Annotated in this window: 17 protein-coding genes; all 17 read left to right on the top strand. The window is 31.0% G+C overall.

The window, feature by feature from the left end; all coding sequences use genetic code 11:
• The first annotated feature begins 88 nt into the window (after positions 1 to 88).
• The 17 genes from RTX21_RS02000 to RTX21_RS01920 all read left to right on the top strand — a co-directional run bounded on the left by RTX21_RS02000 (position 89) and on the right by RTX21_RS01920 (position 20,026).
• Positions 89 to 664: a sugar transferase gene (locus tag RTX21_RS02000; protein WP_312765046.1), complete on the top strand. Its 576-nt coding sequence runs from the start codon at positions 89 to 91 to the stop codon at positions 662 to 664.
• A 221-nt stretch (positions 665 to 885) separates the two neighbouring features.
• Positions 886 to 2,019, top strand: a complete 1,134-nt coding sequence (locus tag RTX21_RS01995) for a DegT/DnrJ/EryC1/StrS family aminotransferase (protein WP_312765045.1) — start codon at positions 886 to 888, stop codon at positions 2,017 to 2,019.
• Between the two features lie 18 nt (positions 2,020 to 2,037).
• On the top strand, positions 2,038 to 3,969 hold the full coding sequence (locus RTX21_RS01990; protein ID WP_312765044.1) for a nucleoside-diphosphate sugar epimerase/dehydratase: 1,932 nt from the start codon (positions 2,038 to 2,040) through the stop codon (positions 3,967 to 3,969).
• Between the two features lie 50 nt (positions 3,970 to 4,019).
• On the top strand, positions 4,020 to 4,802 hold the full coding sequence (locus RTX21_RS01985) for a polysaccharide biosynthesis/export family protein (protein ID WP_312765043.1): 783 nt from the start codon (positions 4,020 to 4,022) through the stop codon (positions 4,800 to 4,802).
• Between the two features lie 242 nt (positions 4,803 to 5,044).
• Positions 5,045 to 7,402 carry a polysaccharide biosynthesis tyrosine autokinase gene (locus tag RTX21_RS01980; RefSeq protein ID WP_312765042.1) on the top strand — a complete coding sequence of 786 codons (2,358 nt, stop codon included), beginning with the start codon at positions 5,045 to 5,047 and terminating at the stop codon, positions 7,400 to 7,402.
• 19 nt (positions 7,403 to 7,421) lie between these two features.
• The gene (locus RTX21_RS01975) at positions 7,422 to 8,870 is read left to right on the top strand and encodes a flippase (RefSeq protein ID WP_312765041.1); all 1,449 of its coding nucleotides are present in this window, start codon (positions 7,422 to 7,424) and stop codon (positions 8,868 to 8,870) included.
• A gap of 28 nt (positions 8,871 to 8,898) precedes the next feature.
• Positions 8,899 to 9,852, top strand: a complete 954-nt coding sequence (locus tag RTX21_RS01970; RefSeq protein ID WP_312765040.1) for a glycosyltransferase — start codon at positions 8,899 to 8,901, stop codon at positions 9,850 to 9,852.
• A gap of 8 nt (positions 9,853 to 9,860) precedes the next feature.
• Positions 9,861 to 11,084: an EpsG family protein gene (locus RTX21_RS01965; RefSeq protein WP_312765039.1), complete on the top strand. Its 1,224-nt coding sequence runs from the start codon at positions 9,861 to 9,863 to the stop codon at positions 11,082 to 11,084.
• 5 nt (positions 11,085 to 11,089) lie between these two features.
• A complete protein-coding gene (locus RTX21_RS01960) occupies positions 11,090 to 12,232 on the top strand; it encodes a glycosyltransferase family 4 protein (RefSeq protein ID WP_312765038.1) in 1,143 nt (380 codons plus the stop codon).
• Between the two features lie 23 nt (positions 12,233 to 12,255).
• Positions 12,256 to 13,209 carry a glycosyltransferase family 2 protein gene (locus RTX21_RS01955; protein WP_312765037.1) on the top strand — a complete coding sequence of 318 codons (954 nt, stop codon included), beginning with the start codon at positions 12,256 to 12,258 and terminating at the stop codon, positions 13,207 to 13,209.
• 6 nt (positions 13,210 to 13,215) lie between these two features.
• A complete protein-coding gene (locus RTX21_RS01950; RefSeq protein WP_312765036.1) occupies positions 13,216 to 13,695 on the top strand; it encodes an acyltransferase in 480 nt (159 codons plus the stop codon).
• A 38-nt stretch (positions 13,696 to 13,733) separates the two neighbouring features.
• Entirely contained in the window at positions 13,734 to 15,026 is a 1,293-nt protein-coding gene (locus RTX21_RS01945) for a GH39 family glycosyl hydrolase (protein ID WP_312765035.1), read from the top strand.
• Between the two features lie 195 nt (positions 15,027 to 15,221).
• Positions 15,222 to 16,301, top strand: coding sequence for a glycosyltransferase (locus tag RTX21_RS01940; RefSeq protein ID WP_312765034.1), 1,080 nt, complete (start codon positions 15,222 to 15,224; stop codon positions 16,299 to 16,301).
• Positions 16,302 to 16,350: 49 nt separating this feature from the next.
• The gene (locus RTX21_RS01935; RefSeq protein WP_312765033.1) at positions 16,351 to 17,319 is read left to right on the top strand and encodes an NAD(P)-dependent oxidoreductase; all 969 of its coding nucleotides are present in this window, start codon (positions 16,351 to 16,353) and stop codon (positions 17,317 to 17,319) included.
• Between the two features lie 171 nt (positions 17,320 to 17,490).
• Positions 17,491 to 17,949 (top strand): adenylyltransferase/cytidyltransferase family protein, encoded by a 459-nt coding sequence (locus RTX21_RS01930; protein ID WP_312765032.1) that lies wholly within the window; start codon positions 17,491 to 17,493, stop codon positions 17,947 to 17,949.
• The gene (rfbC, locus tag RTX21_RS01925; RefSeq protein ID WP_312765031.1) at positions 17,946 to 18,491 is read left to right on the top strand and encodes a dTDP-4-dehydrorhamnose 3,5-epimerase; all 546 of its coding nucleotides are present in this window, start codon (positions 17,946 to 17,948) and stop codon (positions 18,489 to 18,491) included. Before RTX21_RS01930 ends, rfbC begins: the two co-directional genes overlap by 4 nt.
• 143 nt (positions 18,492 to 18,634) lie before the next feature.
• The gene (locus tag RTX21_RS01920; protein WP_312765030.1) at positions 18,635 to 20,026 is read left to right on the top strand and encodes an exopolysaccharide biosynthesis polyprenyl glycosylphosphotransferase; all 1,392 of its coding nucleotides are present in this window, start codon (positions 18,635 to 18,637) and stop codon (positions 20,024 to 20,026) included.
• Positions 20,027 to 20,089 lie beyond the last annotated feature (63 nt).

Genomic DNA, 20,089 nt, shown 5'->3' with positions numbered 1-20,089 from the left:
TTTAAATCCGGAATTCATGAATTTCGGATTTGTTTTGTTTGAAAGAGTAAGTGATTGAACTCTGTTTTTAAAAGTACTTGGCTTTTCTATGGGTAATGATGTTAATGGTTATTTGTTAATTAAACGCATTTTTGATATTGTTTTTTCTTTATCGGCACTTTGTTTCTTTGGTTGGATAATTATTATTTGTTTTTTACTCTCTTCCATAGATACATTTTCAAATGGTTTTTTTCTTCAGAAACGGATTGGGCAATATGGTAGGGTCTTCACTATTTTTAAACTGAAAACAATTCATCCCAAAACCGGAAACATATCTCAAATAGGACATTTTCTTAGAAAGTATAAAATTGATGAATTACCCCAACTTCTAAATGTGCTGTTAGGTAATATGAGTTTTGTGGGACCTAGACCAGATGTTGCAGGATATTATGATGTACTGGAAGGGGAAAATAGAAAAATTTTAGATTTAAAACCAGGAATCACAAGTCTTGCGAGCATAAAATATGCTGATGAGGAGTCCTTGTTGTCAAATCAAGATAATCCATTAAAATACAATGACGAAATAATTTTTCCTGATAAGGTCAAAATGAATCTTGATTATTATTATAAAAGGTCTTTTGGATTGGATATCAAGATTATAATGAAGACATTCATTAAAGTTTAGTTTGTTTTTATTAATAAAGAAAAAATAATTACAGTCTCTTGGATAGAAAAGTAATATAGCACCTTATTTTTAAATAATACTTAATATTCTAAAAATGTTAAATTATATTAAAAATTAAATGTTTTTTTGTGCTAACTTTGCCAAGGTTTAGTAAATCTTTTAAGATTTGAACTTAAGGGAATTATATAAACAATGTTACAATTATATAATAAATAATACTAGTGGAGTCTAAAATTTGGCTTTCATCTCCTCATATGGGTGGAGGAGAAATGGGATATATTCAAGAAGCATTTGAGCATAATTGGGTAGCACCATTGGGTAAAAACGTTGATGAGTTTGAGATTGCTATAGAAAAATTTATTGGTAACAATAAATATGTTGGTGCTCTTAGTTCTGGTACAGCAGCTTTACATTTGGCGTTGGTACAATTAGGTGTTGGTTTTGATGATGAGGTTATTTGTCAGTCTTTTACATTTTCTGCATCCGCAAATCCTATCAAATACCTAGGTGCTTTACCTGTTTTTGTAGATTCTGATAAAAATAATTGGAATATGTCGCCAATATATTTAGAAGAGGCTATACAAGATAGAATTGAAAAAGGTAAAAAACCGAAGGCGGTAATCGTTGTTCATCTTTATGGAATGCCAGCATTGATGGATGAGATCTTGGAAATTTGTAATAAATATGAAATTCCATTGGTTGAAGATAGTGCCGAGTCTTTAGGGTCTAGCTATAAAGGCAGAATGTGTGGGACTTTTGGAGAGTTTGCTATTTTATCTTTTAATGGTAATAAAATAATTACCACATCGGGAGGAGGAGCATTGGTTGCCAATACAAAAGAACAAAAGAATAAAACTATTTTTTTGTCAACACAAGCAAGAGATAATGCGCCACATTACCAACATTCGGAGATAGGATATAATTACAGGCTTAGTAATATCTCTGCTGGAATTGGAAGAGGACAAATGGAGGTTTTGTCTGAGAGAGTAAACCAAAGGAGAGCTAATCATGAATTTTATAGAGACCTTTTTTCCAATATAGAGGCCGTTACTGTTTTCTCAGAAGCTGATTCGGATTTCTATTCCAATTACTGGCTTACTACTATTACTTTAGATAAGGACTTGACAGCTAAGACCAATCATGATTTGATGGATGCTTTTGCTGAAAAGAATATAGAAACACGCCCATTGTGGAAACCGATGCATCTCCAGCCAGTTTTTAAAGATTGCCCGTATTACGGAGTAAAAACTGCGGAAGATCTGTTTGACAGAGGACTATGTCTGCCCTCTGGTTCTAATTTGACAACTGATGATAAAAAAAGAATAAAAGATGTAATAAATAATTTTCAATTTTAAAATAATTTACCAAACAGAATGGAAAAGGTCAAAGATCTTAAAAAATTTTCGCTTAATGACAATGTGTTGGATCTCATAGATTTGAAATTTTTGCCAAGATGGGTTATTTTATTTATTGATATATTAATCATACTTGTTTCTCTTTTTATATCCCATCTTCTAATAATGGGATTGGAGGTAAAGCATTATCGAGCTTTTCCTTTGCGGTATGTATTTTTATTTATTTTATCAACCAATGTTTTGTATATGTATATATTCAAGACATATTTGGGAGTTATAAGACATTCTACGTTTGTTGATCTTTTCAAATTATTTTTTGCAAATCTATGTTGTGTTCTAACAATAGTAATTGTAAATTATACTTATTATCTCAGCTCTAATGAAAAAGCTGTACTCATACCTTTTCTAGGATTTTATTTTGCTCTTTCTTCTGTTTTCCTATTTGTTTTTAGACTTTGTGTAAAAGGTTTTTTTAATGTAATTAAAGAAAACAAAAGAAGCGCAAGCAGAAAAAAGATCTATATTTTGGGAGATGATGATACATCTGTAGCCATTGCTCAAGTGATTCTTTCCAACCCCAATCTACCTTTTGACATCAAAGGTTTTATATCCTATAATGATAGAAGGGTAAGTATAAAGCTGTTGGATAAAAATATTGTCACTAAAGCTAATTTTATCAACAACCTCAATGCAGGTAAAAAAGAAGTAGATGGGGTATTGGTCATCAAAGAGGCTTTGCAAAAAGAAGAGCTGGACTTTTGGGTGAATTTACTACTAGAGCACAATGTTAAGATTTACAAAGCTCCGAGTTTACAAAAATTACGAGGAAAAGAGACAATTAGCCAAATCAAAACGATACAGATAGAAGACCTTTTGAATAGGAAACCAATTAAATTGGACAATATAGAGGTTAAAAAAAGACATTTTCAAAAAACGGTTTTAGTTACTGGCGGTGCAGGTTCTATCGGACGTGAAATTGTAAGGCAGGTTGCCTTGCTGGAGCCGATGCAGATTGTTATCTTAGACCAGTCCGAAACACCACTTTATGATACCGAACTGGAGATGAAGGAAACATACCCTCATATCAACTTCAAATTCATTTTGGCAGATATTTCCAATATTACTCGTTTGGAGCCATTGTTCAGTAAGTATAATTTTTCCATGGTCTATCACGCAGCTGCATACAAGCATGTTCCTTTGGTAGAAGATAATCCTCATGAAGCCGTACTTGTGAATGTATTGGGTACAAAAAATCTCGCATTGCTCTCCTATAAATATAAAGTGAACCGTTTTGTAATGGTCTCTACAGACAAAGCTGTTAATCCTACAAATGTAATGGGAGCCTCTAAAAGAGTTGCCGAACTTTTTGTACAATCATTACAAAATTTGGAAGGAAATACAACCAAATTCATCACAACCCGATTCGGAAATGTATTAGGTTCCAATGGATCGGTCATACCACATTTCAGGAAACAAATAGAAAAAGGAGGTCCCGTTACAATCACTCATCCAGACATTGTAAGATATTTTATGACAATAGCTGAAGCATGTGAACTGGTGTTGAATGCTGGAACAATGGGTGCTGGTGGGGAAATCTATGTTTTTGACATGGGAGACCCGGTTAAAATTCTTGAATTGGCCAAAAGAATGATAAAACTTTCAGGTTTTGAACCGGATATTGACATAAAGATCATTTATACAGGATTAAGACCAGGAGAAAAATTATACGAAGAACTCTTAAGTGATAATGCTCGCACCTTGCCAACTTCTCATGAGAAAATCATGATATCCAAAGATCCGTCTATGTTTTTCGAGGAAATTGATGAGTTGACAGAGCTTGTAATCGAATATTCTAAAAAAGAAGAGAAGCAAGAAATAGTTAGGGTCTTAAAATCTATTGTAAAAGAATTTAAAAGCAATAATTCTATCTACGAATCGTTAGATAAATAAGTTTGCCTATATTTGCAGACTTATAATAAAAATTATCTTTAAATAATATTATGAAGAAGTATTTACTATCTGTTTGGTTTCCTTTGTTACTCCTCGTGGTATCTTGTAAACCGAAAAAAGATATTGATTATATGCAAAATATAGAAGAGATAGCGATAAAAACTTCTACTCAGGGATATAATTCTACAATACAACCTGGTGACCAATTGCTCATATCTGTTCTGGCTAAAGATAATGAAGTAGCAAAACCTTTCAATCAGAATTATTACTCTACTGATATGTCTCAGCTCTCTACTATGCCAACACGTAATACCACAACCGATCCAACCTATTTGGTAGATAGCAATGGTAATATCGATTTTCCTGTTCTGGGAACTTTGAGCACAAAGAATTTTACAGTAGAACAGTTCAGAGCGGAGCTTAAAGAGAAAATTTCAAAATATATCGTAAATCCTACGGTCAATATCAAAACCACTAATTTTAAAGTAACAGTTCTGGGAGAGGTCAGTAGAACCGGGATTATTCCCATTCCAGATGGTCAACCTACAACACTCTTAAATGTAATTGGGATGGCTGGTGATCTTACAATCTATGGAAAACGTGAGAATGTTCTATTGATAAGAAACTTGGATGGTGTTACATCAAAGCATTATATTAATCTAACAGATGCGGAATTTATCAATTCTCCATATTACTATGTTAAACAGAATGATGTAATCTATGTTTCCCCTAATAAAGCTAGAAAGAGTTCAGCCAATTATGGGCCATCGACCACCATTTGGATTTCTATTGCTTCCGTAGTTTTGGGAGTTCTGGCACTTATCGTCAGATAAGATCTTGTAAGATTTTTGATGAAATTAAAAATTTATTAAAAATAATTTATAATAAATTGAGGCTCAATATCACGTCAGTTTTTTTATTTATAATAAATAAGATTTTATATCTTTAGAAAAGTATAGATAGGTATCACCAAAAAATTTTCTTATCATAGACAGCGTTTGCTGGAAAATAATAATTTTTTAGTCATTGTTTACGAAAATAAATTATGACGACCACGAATAACAGTTAACTAGAAATGAGTAACGAACAAAACAAAGAAGAGGTAATTAATTTAAAGGATTTAATAAAGCCATATGTTAAAAAATGGTATTGGTTTCTATTCAGTGTTCTGGCAGCAATAGTTCTGGCTGTTATTTATATTAAAATAACTGTTCCAATATATAAAGTACAGTCTTCTGTATTTATAAAAGATGCCAAAAAAATGTCAACAGCTTCCGGAGATTTGGGTGTTTTGTCAGGTTTGGGAGGCTTCGCAGGAATGGGAACTAACAGTATCGAGAATGAGGTAGAGATATTCAAATCAAAAAAGATCATAGAAGATGTTGTGAAAGAGCAAAAATTCAAAACCTCTGTTTTTTCTAGAGAATTTTTCTATGATGTTGAACTTTTTAATGATACCAATCCTATCAATATCTTTGTTGTTAACGAAAAACAATACGAAGAACTACCTAAAAAACCAATTGATATCAAAATAGACGGAGATAAGATTACTTTGGATTCTAAAGAGTTCAAAAAACCGATCAATACAGCTTTTGGTAAACTCATCAGCTTGCCATACGCCAACTTTATCATTACCAAAAATCCAAACTTCAAAAGAAAGAAAGTTAAAAAATTGGATCTTAATGATTTATATTTTACTTATACAGATTTAGGAACTATTGTAGATAACTATCAAAAATCTTTAGATGTAGATTTGTTGGATAAAGATGCGACAGTGATAGCATTAAGTATCAACGAAGCAAACCAGGACAAAGCAAAAGACTTTCTCAACGGTCTCAGTAGAATCTATAATGATTATGCTATCACGGATAAAAATATAGAATCTAAAAAAACCAAGGATTTTATTGACGAAAGGATTAAAATAATATCGGATGAGTTGGGTTCAGTAGAAACAGAGAAAGAACAATTCAAAATCGATAATGACATTATAGATATTCCATCAGAAGCAAAAATCAATCTGCAGATTTCTAATGAAACTCGTAGAAAAGTTTTGGAGTTAGATACGCAGATAGAATTAGGTAAAATGCTTTTGGGTTATATCAATTCACAGACAAATAGCTATCATGTTTTACCAACCAATATTGGTTTAGATAATCCTGCAGCAACGTCCAATGTTTCGGCGTACAACAAATTGGTGATAGATAGAAGCAGAATGTTGGAAAATGCAACGCTTGAAAATCCTCTTGTAGTTGAAAATACAAAAGATCTGAATTCTATAAAAAATGCGCTTAAAGAAAGCCTTACAAGAGCGAATATCACGATGCAGGCTACCAAAGAACAAATTCAAGGAGAAAACTCTTACAGTAACAATCAGATACAAAAAGTACCAAGACAGGAAAGATTGTTCCGTAGCATAGAAAGACAACAACAGATTAAGGAAAACCTTTACCTTCTTTTATTACAAAAAAGAGAAGAAGCCGCCATTTCTATGGCAATGACAGGTAACAAAGCAAGGGTTGTAGATTATGCTTACTCTTCTAAGAAACCTGTTTCGCCTAAAAAACTGGTTGTTCTGTTAGGTGCTATAATGTTAGGTACTGTTTTACCCTTTGCATATATCTATCTGAAAGAATTACTTAACAATAAATTGATAGATAAACATAATCTAGAAAAATTAACTTCAACATCTGTATTAGCGGAAATTCCTAGATTATCCACCAAAGAAAATGAGCTTATTCAGCATAATGATATCAGTCCTTTGGCTGAGTCATTTAGAATCTTGGTCACTAATATCAAATATATGCTCCAAAGGAGTGATACAGCAAAAGTGATTTTTGTAACATCTACCGTAAAAGGAGAAGGAAAGACATTTGTTTCTGTGAATCTCTCTTTAACTTTGGCATCTCCAAAAAATAAAGTTTTGGTTATAGGTTCTGATATAAGAAATCCTCAATTACAGAGATACAATCCAGCCATGAAAGGAACAAAAGGATTGACGGAATATCTGTATGAAGATGTTACTGATCCAAAATCGATAATACATCCAAGTGGATTTAACAAAGATTGCGATTTTATCTATTCTGGAAACATACCACCTAATCCTACCGATCTTTTACAGAATGGAAGATATGAAGAATTGATAGAATCTTTAAAAGGTGATTACCAATATATTATCTTAGATACAGCACCATTGATGCTAGTAACAGACTCTTTAATTATTGCTGATGTAGCTGATGTTACAATATATGTGACTAGATCTGAGGTGACGGAGAAAACTTTTATCGATTATGCCAATAAAAATATTGAGGCTAAAAAAATTAAAAATGTTGCTTTTGTCCTTAATGATGTCCATAAAACCAATTTTGGATATGGCAACAAATATGGCTATGGATATCATGCTGAAGAGAAAAAATGGTGGCAATTCTTTAAATAGTTGTTGTTGATTATAAATTATGTCAAGTATTAAAAAGAATTTTTTATATAGTAGTATTCTTACTGTATCAAATTATATATTTCCATTACTTGTCTTTCCATACATATCCCGTGTATTGGGTGTTACTAATGTTGGTATTTGTAGTTTTATAGATGGTATAATCAATTATTTTATATTGATTTCTATGATGGGTATTTCCGTTGTAGGGATTAGAGAAGTTGCGCGCGTAAAAGATGATGAATCTAAAATTGCAAAGACTTTTTCATCTTTATTTTATCTGAATGCTATAACAACTTTCATTGCTCTTATAGTTTTAGTAATAGCTATCTATACAATCCCTCAGTTGTATGAACATAAAGAACTAATGTATGTGGGAGTGATAAAACTGATTTCTAATTTTTTGCTTATAGAATGGTTGTACACAGGCTTAGAAAGATTTAAATTCATTACGAATAGAACTATTATTGTAAAAATATTTTATGTCTTGTGCATTTTTTTATTTGTAAAAAAATCAGAAGATTATTATATCTATTATATCTTGACAACATTGATGATTACTGTCAATGCTTTCATGAACTGTTGGTTTGCAAGAAGATTTTTTAAAATTCGGAATGTTTCTCTTGATTTCAAAATCTATCGCAGGCCTGTAATCGTTTTAGGTATATATGCAATATTAACGTCCATGTATATCTCCTTCAATATTATTTTTTTAGGCTTTTCCTCTGGCAATACAGAAGTCGGATATTACACAACAGCATCAAAATTATATACCATTCTTCTGGCATTGTACACAGCATTTACAAATGTAATGTTACCAAGAATGAGTTCTCTTTTAGGTGAAGGTAAAATGGATGAGTTCAAAGATATGATTATTAAATCTCAAGATTTATTATTTGGTTTTTCTATACCAATATGTATCTTCGCAATTGCTTTTTCTCCAGAAATCATACAAATTATCGCGGGCGATGGTTACGAAGGTGCCATTGTACCTATGAGGATTATGATGCCTCTTATGATTATAATAGGATATGAACAAATACTTGTATTACAAATTCTAACACCACTCCAAAAAGATAAAGCGATATTTATCAATTCTGTTATCGGAGCTTGCGCCGGAATAGCTCTGAATCTACTTTTGGTACCATTGTTCAAGAGTATTGGCTCATCTATAGTGTGGTTTATAAGTGAGTGTGTTGTTCTAGCATCGAGCCAGTATTTTGTACATAAATTCATAAAAGTTAACTTTCCGTATAAAAAACTGGTGATTAATGTTTTATGGTCAATTCCTGCAATTTTAATATGTTTACTTTTGAAATATAATTTAAAATTTTCACCATTTATTGATTTGTCAGTTGCCGGTTTAATTGTTGGGACATATTTTATGATCATACAATTGTTTTTTCTTAAGAATGAATTTTTCATTTCATCTCTTCATAAAACACTAAAAATAATTAATTTAAAAAAATAATTATTATCAAATATCATCATTTATTATAATGAAGTATAGTATTGCAATCCCAGCATATAAAGGAAAGTTTTTACTTAAATGTATAGAAAGTATTCTTTGTCAAGATTATGCAGATTTTGAGCTTATTATAGTAAATGATGCATCACCCGATAATCTTGATGACATTGTGAATCAGTTTGATGATTCTCGTATAAGATATTTTAAAAATGAAAAAAATTGTGGTGCTGAAAATGTAGTTGATAATTGGAATATTTGTTTGTCTTACGCACAAGGAGATTATTTTATATTAATGGGTGATGATGACGAGCTAATGCCGAATTATTTATCTACATTTGACGGACTTATAAATACTTTTCCGGATTTAAATGTTTATCATTGCAGATCTTTCATCATCAATGACCAGTCTGACGTCATACGGTTAACGCCTTCTTGGCCAGAAAGAGAATCTGTTTATGAGAATATTTGGCACAGGATGAAAGGATTAAGAAGTCAATATATTTCTGATTTCTTATATAATAGAGAATATTTAGTTAGTAAAGGAGGGTTCTTCAAGCTTCCTTTAGCTTGGGCATCTGACGATATAACTTCTTTTGAAGCTTCTGCGGGTAAAGGGATCGCACACACCCAAGAACCTGTATTTTGTTACAGAGAGTCTGATACTACGATCTCAAACTCTGGTTCTGTTGATTTAAAGTTTAAAGCGATTGAAGAAGAAGAAATTTGGTATGATATTTTTTTGAAAACCATGCAACCTGAAAAATCCATAGATGTTTATTTTTATCAGAATATTAAAACAGAGAAAAATAAATATTTTCTTACAAAACGCATAGAGACGATTGCTTATAATGGGATAAGAGAGCGGTTTATATTCCGAGATGTTTTTTATTTTCTAAAAAATAAAAAACAGTATAATTTAAATTTGATACAAGTCACATATGCTTTTATATTAGCTCTCAAAAAAAGCAAATCAAAAAAAATATAATAAACTTTATGCAGCCGACTTTTAGCACAACGTATTCTTATCCATATATTATTCTTTTCTTGATTTTTTTTGTTTTTTTCCTTTGGGAAAACAGCATAAGAAAAAAAGATGGGGATATCAAGATGGTCAGATACTTTTGCATGTTGGTCTTTTTTATTTTCTTTGGGTTTAGGGGCTATTTGGATACAGATTTTGCACTTTATTATCCCTTGTATGAACACACTCCTACTTTAGATGATGCTAATGGAATTGCAAAATATTTCTCGAGTATCAATGAGGATTTTATTTTAAAAGTAGAACCAGGATTCAAAGTAATCTTTATCTTGTTAAAAAGTATTAATGAAGATTATTTTACCTTGCAAATTTTCTCTTCATTTGTGAATGTGCTTTTTCTTGATTATTTTTTCAAGAAATATTCTCCTCAGTATGTTTTGGGTTTTATCATGTACTTGATTTTTTCAGGATTAATTATAGAAATAAATTTAATAAGGAACTCTAAAGCTATTTTTCTCTTCATATATTCCATTCAGTTTATTAAAGAAAGGAAAGCTCTCCCGTTTTTTATTTGTAATGGTATAGCAATTTTTTTACATTCGTCAGCCATTTTCTTTTTTCCACTATACTTTTTTCTGCACAAAAAAATTCCAACGCCTTTTGTTTGGGGCACATTTCTATTAGGAAATTTTCTGTTTTTGGGACAGATCAAATACATAACCCCAATTGTAATTGCTATAGGAGATTTTTTTGGCGGAGCATACTCATTATTAGCAGAAAGCTATTCTAACAATAAGCTATACAACAGTAGCTATAGTATTTCTGTTGGTTATTTGGAAAAGGTATTTACTTTTATTATTTTATATCAATTCTATAGAAAAATTGGTGATAAGATAAAGGACGAGAAAACACTTAATATCTTTTATAATTTATTTTTCATATATATTACTACTTATTTCTTTTTGTCAGAATACTCAGTTTTTATAGACAGGATCACAACCTTGTTTGTTTGCTCCTACTGGATATTATATCCATATCTATACGCAACACTAAGACAGGAACTAAAGGTGGTGTTTACGGTGGTGTTATTGTTCTTTGGGGTTTACAAAATGGTTTATTCCAATAATAATATATTAAGGAAATACGAAAATATTTTATGGGATAAGCCTACTATTACCAAAGCATATTCCGTTTTTAATAAGCATTTGGACAGAGTGCTTAACCCTAAAAAGAAATAATAAACATGAAAATTGCTTTTTTATCTACCTTTGCATTAGATGCCAATGTGTCTCTTGTAAATGCACTGAAACAAAATAATGATGTTTATTTTTTTACAGAAGCTTTGTATGAAATATATAATTTTCTAGATAAAAACCAATTAAAGAAGACCATCTCAAAAGGAACAGAAGTAGATCAACTGGAACGTTTCCGGGATTTGATCGATCTTGACAAAACTTTTGTAATCAAAGGAACCCGTAACTCCAATGTTATCAAAAAACTCTTTATATCTTATCAGATCCATCAATATCTAAAAAAAATCAATCCGGATGTTATCATCATCGATAACAGTATGCTCACTTATTTTGTTTCTACATTAGCTTTCAGAAAAAAAATGTTGCTGGTAGTGCATGATCCTTTTTTACATTCTGGAGAAAATTTGTTAGTAGACAGAGTTTTGAGAAAAATACATTTTAGCTTGATCCGACAAAAAATTCTTTTGAATGAAAATCAAAAGAATGAATTTATAGCGCATTATAATTATGATCCAAAAGATATTCATACTTCTTTTTTGAGTGTGTACGATTTTCTGAATTATTGCAAAACGAATGAATCTGTTGATTCTGGAAATTTTAACATCTTGTTTTTTGGTCGCATATCTCCTTATAAAGGGATCAAATTCTTGCTGGATGGTTTTGTAGACATTCTGTCAACCAAAAAATATCCAAATATTACTTTGACAATTGCAGGTAGCGGAAATTTTGATTTTGAAATTGAACCTTATATACAATATTCGGAAATTAAAATTCTGAATGAGTATATTTATCCAGAAAATCTTGCCAATCTTATTTTCAATTCTTCTGTAGTAGTTTGCCCATATATAGATGCTACCCAGAGTGGGGTAGTGATGTCAGCTTACGCCTTTAAAAAACCTGTCATAGCAACCAATGTTGGTGGTTTGCCAGAAATGGTTAAAGATCAATCGACCGGGATCATCATCGAGCCCAAAAACTCAGTAGCAATCGCGGATGCTATATTGGAACTGTATAATAACAGGTTTTTATTAGAAAAAATGTCTCAGAATATTGAAAAATTGTATTTTTCGGGAGAAAAAAGTTGGGCGAGCTCTGCTGATCGATTTGTAGAGGCACTTGAAAACATAAAATAATTTCCTAAAAGTATTCTATATTTATGAAAAATCCTCTAATAACTATAATTATACCTGTTTATAAAGTAGAGCAATATTTGGAAAAATGTGTAGATAGTGTAATCAATCAAGACTATCCAGATTTGGAAATTTTTTTAGTAGATGATGGTTCTCCAGATCAATGCGGTGAGATATGTGAATCTTATGCAAAAAAAGATTCTAGAATTAAAGTAATTCATAAAAAGAATGGAGGCCTTTCAGATGCTAGAAATGTAGCAATAGATGTGGCATCAGGAGAATATATTACATTTGTTGACAGTGATGATTATGTTAGTGATGATTATGTTTCGACTTTGTATGGATTAATAAAGAAGAATGACTGTAAAATATCGGCATCTGGTTTTATTAAATTTGGAGAAGATGATGAATTAAAAAATAATAATAAAGTAATAGAAGAATATGTTTTTTCTCCAGACAATGCTATCAAAGAAATGTTTTATCAAAAAAAATTTGATACCAGTGCTTGGGCGAAATTGTATCATAGATCTTTATTTTCAGATGGAATACGTTATCCGGTAGGACTATTGTATGAAGACTTAGCAACGACATATAAGCTTTTTCGGAAAAGTGATAAAATTGCTTTTTCAACGAAAGAAAGTTATTTTTATTTAATAAGATCTACCAGCATAGAAGGTGCCCCATTTAGTCAGAAAAAAATTGATAGTACAATGGAAATAATAACTCAACTTGAGTCTGATTTTGATAACACTCCTCAATTTAATAGACCTCTCAGTTCCAGGATTTTAAATTTTAGTTTTCATATTTTACTTTCAATGCCATTCGATAATGAAAATCGATTGTTTTTAATCAATAAAATAAAGTCTTATAGGTCAACTGTAATAAAGGACAAGGAAGCGAAAATTAAATCAAGAATTATCTGCCTGTTATCTTATTTCGGAATTAATAATGTAACTAGGATCTTAAAAATAATTAAATAAAGAATTATGATTTTACTTAAATTATATTTTCATTTGAAGGCCACTTTTTACTTATTTTTATACAAGTTAATATATGGTAAATCATTTCAATTTGGTAAAAAAGTTACTTTTAGAAAAGGATTTACACTCATAATAGAAGGTAAAGAAGCGGAAGTCAGTATTTCAGATGGTGTTTTTTTTAATAACTATTGTTCTGTTTGCTCTATGAATAAAATAGAAATAGGAAAGAATACAATTTTTGGAGAAAATGTGAAGATTTATGACCATAACCATAATTATAAAAACACTTCTACTCCTATTAAAAACCAAGGTTTTAATTCAAAACCGATTATAATTGGAGAAAACTGTTGGATAGGATCCAATGTTGTGATTCTAAAAGGTGTTAAAATTGGAGATAATTCTGTTATAGGAGCTGGATGCGTAGTTTTTAAAGATGTGGAGCCTCGTTCTGTTATTGTTAATCAGCAAAGCATTGTCAATATTTAGGTTTTGAGATAACTAATAATCAATTAAAACTTTTAAAAATGATTTTAATACATTTAAATAAAAAGCTTTTTTTCTTCATTGTCTTTTTTTTGATGTTTGTTTTGGTCAAAAGTCAAAGAATCAAAGACTCTGTAAAAATAGAAGTTGATTTTAGCAAAAAACTTGGAAATGTAAAATCTATGTCTGGGTTTTTACATTACGATAATATAAGACTTCTTGAGAAAAATATAAAAGAGCTCCAACCAAAATATTGGCGTATTGGCTGGTCTTACAAATCCCCAGATGACATAACATATCTACGGAGTTTTGGTATAACTCCTATCTTGGTGATCTCCGATCTGTATGGCTATCCCGGAATAAAAAATAATAAAAATTGGCCACACCCTTTATATACTGACAAGCTAAAAACAGTAATAACTGCAGAATATCAGAAATTCAAAAATACGGTAATCTATGATATATGGAATGAGCCTTTTCATCAACCAACTGCTGGTGATTTTGATAAAGAAGAGTTTTATCAGATATTTAAAAAAGCACATGATATCATAAGGTCTTTTCCCGGCGGAGATAAAGCGATGATCACTGGTCCTTCTCTGGATAATTATAATGAAAAAGAAATAGATGATTTTCTAAATTTCTGTAACTCAAATGGCGTAAGAGTGGATGTATTATGCTGGCATGAGTTTAGGGATCAAGAGGGCTTAAAAGATTTCAGTAAGGATATGATAAAATTAAGAACCAAAATCCTTCCAAAATATCCAAAAGTTGGTGTGAAAAAAATTGTTTTGACCGAAATACTTAACCAATACTCCATGTTGTCTGCATCAGAAGCTTTGAATAATTTTAAATCTTTTGAAAATAATGGCATTGATGGTACCTGCAAAACTTGCTGGTCAGAAAGCGATGGTGTTTTTAACTGTAATAATTCTATGAATGGACTATTGGATAAAAATGGAAAGACAAGAGCGATATATTGGGCTTATGAAATCTACAATCAGAGTACAAAAAATAGAGTAAAAGATTGGACTAATTATGATAAGGCATCCGTATTTGCTTCCTATGATAAAAAAGGCGGTTACATAATTGTAAATAATAATAGTGGAAATAAAGTAGTCAATACAGCTTTGAAAATCAAAAATTTGCAATCTTTATTCGGGACAACAAAAAAATTGGATTTAAAAATCTATGAGATTCCTAACACTCGTGAAGAGCCATTGGAAAAAATGATTATCAATAAAAGTCAGAAGATTGATATTGCTAAAAATACTACAGAAATCATTCTACCAGCATTAAGCCCTAAATCAATTTTTTATTTGGTATTATCCAAATAATTGTACCTTACAAAATATTGAAAAGTACAATAATGTTTTTTAAACAAAATTAAAAACACATTAATCTGTAGAGAAAAATAAATTTTAAAAATTAAACATGTTAAAATCAGATCATATTTCTAAAATGATTATTTTCGTGAATATTATTTAAAATATTATCATTGTTTTTCTTGGTCAGATAATGCATTATAAAGAGTGAAGAAGAAAATATTACATATAGCAGAAGCTTTCAGTACAGGTATATATACTTATTTGCGCGATTTGACATCTTACATGACGAACGTTCTGGGTGAAGAAAACTATGAGATTGTGATTGTGTATAGCAAACGGGACGTATTGGATGAATCAAAGATTAAAGACGATTTTTCTGATAAAGTAAAATTTGTCAAAATTCAGATGACCCGTAACATAAATCCGAAGAACGATTTTGGATCATTACAAGCACTTAGAAAAATACTCAAGGCCGAACGACCGGATATTGTACATTTGCACTCGTCCAAAGCTGGCGTTTTGGGTAGGATTGCATGTTCTGGTATTATAAAAAGAGATAAAGTATTTTATTCGCCTCATGGCTATGCTTTTCTTAGACAAGATATTTCTCCAATGACTCAAAAAGCTTTTCGACAGATAGAGAAATCTGTTCAATTCTTTTTTGGAGGCATTACTATTGCTTCAGGTGAAACCGAATTGGAATTTGCAAAAAAAATTGGTAAAACTTTTTTTGTAAGAAATGGGATAGACTTTAAAAATCAAAAATTCACACAAGCTTCTCAAGAAAATCAAAAATTTACTGTAGGTACAATAGGGGTTTTGCATGCGCAGAAGAACCCGATGGGCTTCAATGAGATTGCCCTCAAAATGCCTGAAGTACATTTTGTTTGGATAGGAAATGGAGAGTTAGCAGACCAAGTCACTGCGCCTAATGTTACAATCACAGGATGGGTAGCTACTAGAGAAGAACTTTTATCTCGTGCTTCTGCTTTTGATGTTTATCTTCAGGTTTCTTTGTGGGAAGGACTTTCGATTGCTATTTTAGAAGCTATGGCTTTGGGTAAACCTATTGTAGCAAGCAACATCGTCGGAAACAAAGATTCTGTAAAAGACGGGGAAACAGGGTTTTTGATCAATACAACGGACGAAGCTGTTTCTGCAATCAAAAAATTACAAGACGAATCACTTAGAAAAGTAATGGGCAAAGCTTCTTATCAACGTTGCAAAGATCTTTTCGATAAGGATAAAAATTTTGAAGAACTAATTAAGATTTACGAATCTTAAAAAAAATTAACAAAAAACACATTGTTGATAGAAAAATATTTTATTATTTATGAACTATTTCATCTTTGGAGGGTCAGGATTTATAGGAACACATCTTGTAAATTTGCTCTATGAAAAATATCCAGATGCTATTATCTATAATTTGGATATTGTAGAAAGTAATCATTCTGGAAAATCCAATTTTATATACTGTGACGTTAGGTTGGAAATTGATTTGAAGATTTCTGCTTCAGAGCAGGATATTATTTTTAATTTTTCGGCTATTCATACGACTCCAGGTCACCCTGACCACGAATATTTTGAAACCAATATAAAAGGTGCAGAAAATGTTACGGCGTTTGCGAATAAATTCAATATCAAAAAAATACTTTTTACATCTTCTATCGCACCTTACGGAGCATCTGAAGAAATGAAAGATGAGAATACACTTCCAATGCCTAATACACCTTATGGTATATCGAAGCTAGTGGCTGAAAAAATACACATGGTTTGGCAGGCAAAACAAGAAGCAAGTAGACAATTAACTATTGTAAGGCCTGGTGTGGTTTTTGGGAAAGGTGAAAATGGGAATTTTACCAGATTATATTGGGGAATAAAAAAGCATAGATTTTTTTATCCGGGTAGAAAAGATACCATAAAGGCTAGTATTTATGTAAAAGAATTGGTCAATTTTATGCTGTATAGAATAGAGATGGATATAGCTGATGTAGAGATTTATAATTGTACTTATGAACCGGCATTCACTATAGAAGAGATATCTAATGCCATGATGAAAGCTACTGGTATGAAAAGAACCATTTATAAAATTCCTGGTGGATTGTTGAAATTTGCAGCTGGAGTTATTGGGGCATTAGGAGGGAAGTCATTTGGCATACATCCGGATAGAGTGAAGAAACTAATGATATCTACGAATGTAAGTGGAAAAAAACTAAAAGAAAGCGATTACAAATTTCAGTACAGTTTTGAGGATGCCTTGAAAGATTGGTATAAAGACAATGATAATTTGTATTTAAAATAAAGCTCCACATTATTGACCGTCTTCCGTATTTTGCAGAATAATGCCTTTATTATAAATTCTTTTCACAATCAGTATTACTAAATTTAAAATGATTTATTTGAACATTTTCTTTTGATAAATTAGTTAATAATAGTTAAAATTTATACTTTTGTATATATTAAACTAATTGTTATGAAAACACAACGTGTCGGTATTACTTTCTCCTCTTTTGATTTATTACATGCAGGGCATATTAAAATGCTTGAAGAAGCCAAGACGGTTTGCGATTATCTAATAGTTGGTTTACAATTGGACCCTACATTGGATCGTCCGAATAAAAATAAACCTTCTCAATCTATTGTTGAGCGCTATATTCAGCTAAAGGCATGCAAAGATGTAGATGAGATCATTCCCTATAATACAGAAGAAGACCTTATGGACATATTACAATCTTTTGTTATAGATGTTCGTATTATCGGTAGTGATTACAAAGACAAAAATTTTACAGGCAAAGATTATTGTGATGAAAAAGGAATAGAGATATTCTATAACAAGAGGGATCATAGATTTTCTAGTTCAGCACTTAAAAAAGCAGTTTTTGAACAAGAACTTAAAAAAATTGATTCTTCACTAGGAAAACAAATTGTATGAAAATAAAAAACACTCCTCTTAAGGATTGCTATATCATTGAACCAACCGTTTTTGAAGATGATAGAGGCTATTTTTTTGAAAAATATAATGAAGAAAAGTTTGAACAGCTAACAGGCCAAAATGGCCATTTTGTACAAGATAATATTTCTAAATCATCTTATGGTGTCCTGAGAGGGATTCATTTACAGAAGGGAGAACATTCGCAGGCCAAATTGGTTTCCTGCTTAGAGGGCAGAGTGTATGATGTGGCTGTTGACCTTCGTGAAGATTCTCCAACTTTTGGACAATGGTTCGGAGTAGAATTAACACCAGAGAATAAACTGCAACTATATGTGCCAAGAGGTTTTGGACACGGTTTTTCTGTTTTAAGTGACACAGCTGTTTTTGCATACAAATGTGATAATTTTTACAACAAAAATTCTGAAGGTGGTGTATTATGGAATGATGAAGAACTCAAAATAGATTGGCAATTGCCTTTGGAGGATGTTATATTATCTGATAAAGACACTATTCTTTCCACGTTTGCCGAGCATAATTTTTAAAAATTTGTTTAATTTTTGGTCTTCTTTGTTAAACTATTTTCCATTTCTAAAATATTGTTATATTTGAATTATACATTGTTGAATTGGACAAGTATTTTAACTTAATAAAGAAAATTAAAATATATAAGTCTGTATTTTAGATTATGCCTCTTTTTTTTCTGAAAAAATTAACCCGCTTTCTAGTATTAGGAGATTATATTATTATTAATCTTTTCTTTTTGCTGGGCATTAATTTTTTTATTACACCACCAGAAAGTATTCAAATAGGTACGGATTATAAAACACAATTGCTGATCCTTAATTTTTCATGGTATTTTATTACCAAATTGGTAAAATTATATAAGGATTCTTATTATAGGGATTCTGCAAAGCATTTTAGTACCTTGTCCAAGGCCCTCATAATTTTTATCATTTTTTTTCTTCTTTATATTACGCTTGTCTATTCAAAGTACGTAAGTATCTGGTTCTCTATAAAATATTTAGCTTTGGTGATTTCATCGATGATATTATCCAGAATTATTATTTTCTTGATAAGAAAGCGATATAGAATTAGAATCAATAGGAGGATTAATACTGTCAATACAATTCTCATAGGGAATAATAATTTTTCTGAGACCATCCTTTCAAATGAAGATATTAGGTCTACAATGGGAATCAGAGGCTTTTATACTTTGGAAAGTACGATAAAAAAAGGTAAAAATCTTGGGGATATCAGTTCTCTTTTGGAAGATCTGGAAACCGGTAAAATAGATAATATTATACTTTGTGATGATTCTATAGACCCAGAACTTTTTGATAATATTGTTCATATTTCCGAACATAAAATGATAAGGGTTTATATGGTTCCAGATTTTAAATATATCAACATAGGACCACATTCGTTTAGTATGATCAATGGTGTGCCTTTCCTTAAGTTGATGCCAGAACCATTGTCTACTCAGGAGAATCAATTATTAAAAAGAACCTTTGATGTTGTCTTTTCTCTCTTAGTATTTATCTTTATATTGATTTGGCTAATACCTTTGGTTGCTATTATTATTAAGATGGAAAGTAAAGGTCCTGTCTTTTTTTTACAAAAAAGATCAGGAATTAAGAACGAACCATTCAAATGTATCAAATTCAGAAGTATGACAGTCAATTCTATTGCGGATCATCAAAGTGCAAAGAAGGGAGATACTAGAATTACAAAGTTTGGAGCATTTATGAGAAAAACGAGTATAGACGAGATGCCACAATTCATCAATGTTCTTTTAGGACATATGTCTATCGTAGGTCCCAGACCGCACATGCTTTCTCAGACAGAGCAATACTCCAAAATCACCAGGAAGTATATGCTTAGGCATATGATAAAACCAGGAATTACGGGATGGGCACAGGTAATGGGTTCGCGAGGTGAGATCTTTTCAGATGCAGATATGGAAAAAAGGGTTAGCAAAGATATCTGGTATATCCAGAATTGGACTTTTTTCTTAGATTTGAAAATTATTTTTCTCACGTTTTATAATATTATAAAGGGAGATGAACAAGCCTACTAAAAATAATTAACTTGTTTTTAACCAATCTAAATAGAAAGAACCAAAATTTTGGTTCTTTTTTTA

The sequence above is a fragment of the Epilithonimonas sp. genome (assembly GCF_032054305.1).
GTDB lineage: Bacteria > Bacteroidota > Bacteroidia > Flavobacteriales > Weeksellaceae > Epilithonimonas.
Note: the sequence above shows the minus strand (reverse complement) of the source record. Positions and strands in the feature narration are given on the sequence as shown.

Bases quoted from the DNA above. Each gene is read 5' to 3' on its own strand.
- RTX21_RS01955 (WP_312765037.1), top strand. From the start codon at position 12,256: ATGAAAAATCCTCTAATAACTATAATTATACCTGTTTATAAAGTAGAG.
- RTX21_RS01980 (WP_312765042.1), top strand. From the start codon at position 5,045: ATGAGTAACGAACAAAACAAAGAAGAGGTAATTAATTTAAAGGATTTA.
- RTX21_RS01990 (WP_312765044.1), top strand. From the start codon at position 2,038: ATGGAAAAGGTCAAAGATCTTAAAAAATTTTCGCTTAATGACAATGTG.
- RTX21_RS01975 (WP_312765041.1), top strand. From the start codon at position 7,422: ATGTCAAGTATTAAAAAGAATTTTTTATATAGTAGTATTCTTACTGTA.
- RTX21_RS01935 (WP_312765033.1), top strand. From the start codon at position 16,351: ATGAACTATTTCATCTTTGGAGGGTCAGGATTTATAGGAACACATCTT.
- RTX21_RS01945 (WP_312765035.1), top strand. From the start codon at position 13,734: ATGATTTTAATACATTTAAATAAAAAGCTTTTTTTCTTCATTGTCTTT.
- RTX21_RS01970 (WP_312765040.1), top strand. From the start codon at position 8,899: ATGAAGTATAGTATTGCAATCCCAGCATATAAAGGAAAGTTTTTACTT.
- RTX21_RS01930 (WP_312765032.1), top strand. From the start codon at position 17,491: ATGAAAACACAACGTGTCGGTATTACTTTCTCCTCTTTTGATTTATTA.
- RTX21_RS01965 (WP_312765039.1), top strand. From the start codon at position 9,861: ATGCAGCCGACTTTTAGCACAACGTATTCTTATCCATATATTATTCTT.
- RTX21_RS01960 (WP_312765038.1), top strand. From the start codon at position 11,090: ATGAAAATTGCTTTTTTATCTACCTTTGCATTAGATGCCAATGTGTCT.
- RTX21_RS01985 (WP_312765043.1), top strand. From the start codon at position 4,020: ATGAAGAAGTATTTACTATCTGTTTGGTTTCCTTTGTTACTCCTCGTG.
- RTX21_RS01950 (WP_312765036.1), top strand. From the start codon at position 13,216: ATGATTTTACTTAAATTATATTTTCATTTGAAGGCCACTTTTTACTTA.
- RTX21_RS02000 (WP_312765046.1), top strand. From the start codon at position 89: ATGGGTAATGATGTTAATGGTTATTTGTTAATTAAACGCATTTTTGAT.
- rfbC (WP_312765031.1), top strand. From the start codon at position 17,946: ATGAAAATAAAAAACACTCCTCTTAAGGATTGCTATATCATTGAACCA.
- RTX21_RS01920 (WP_312765030.1), top strand. From the start codon at position 18,635: ATGCCTCTTTTTTTTCTGAAAAAATTAACCCGCTTTCTAGTATTAGGA.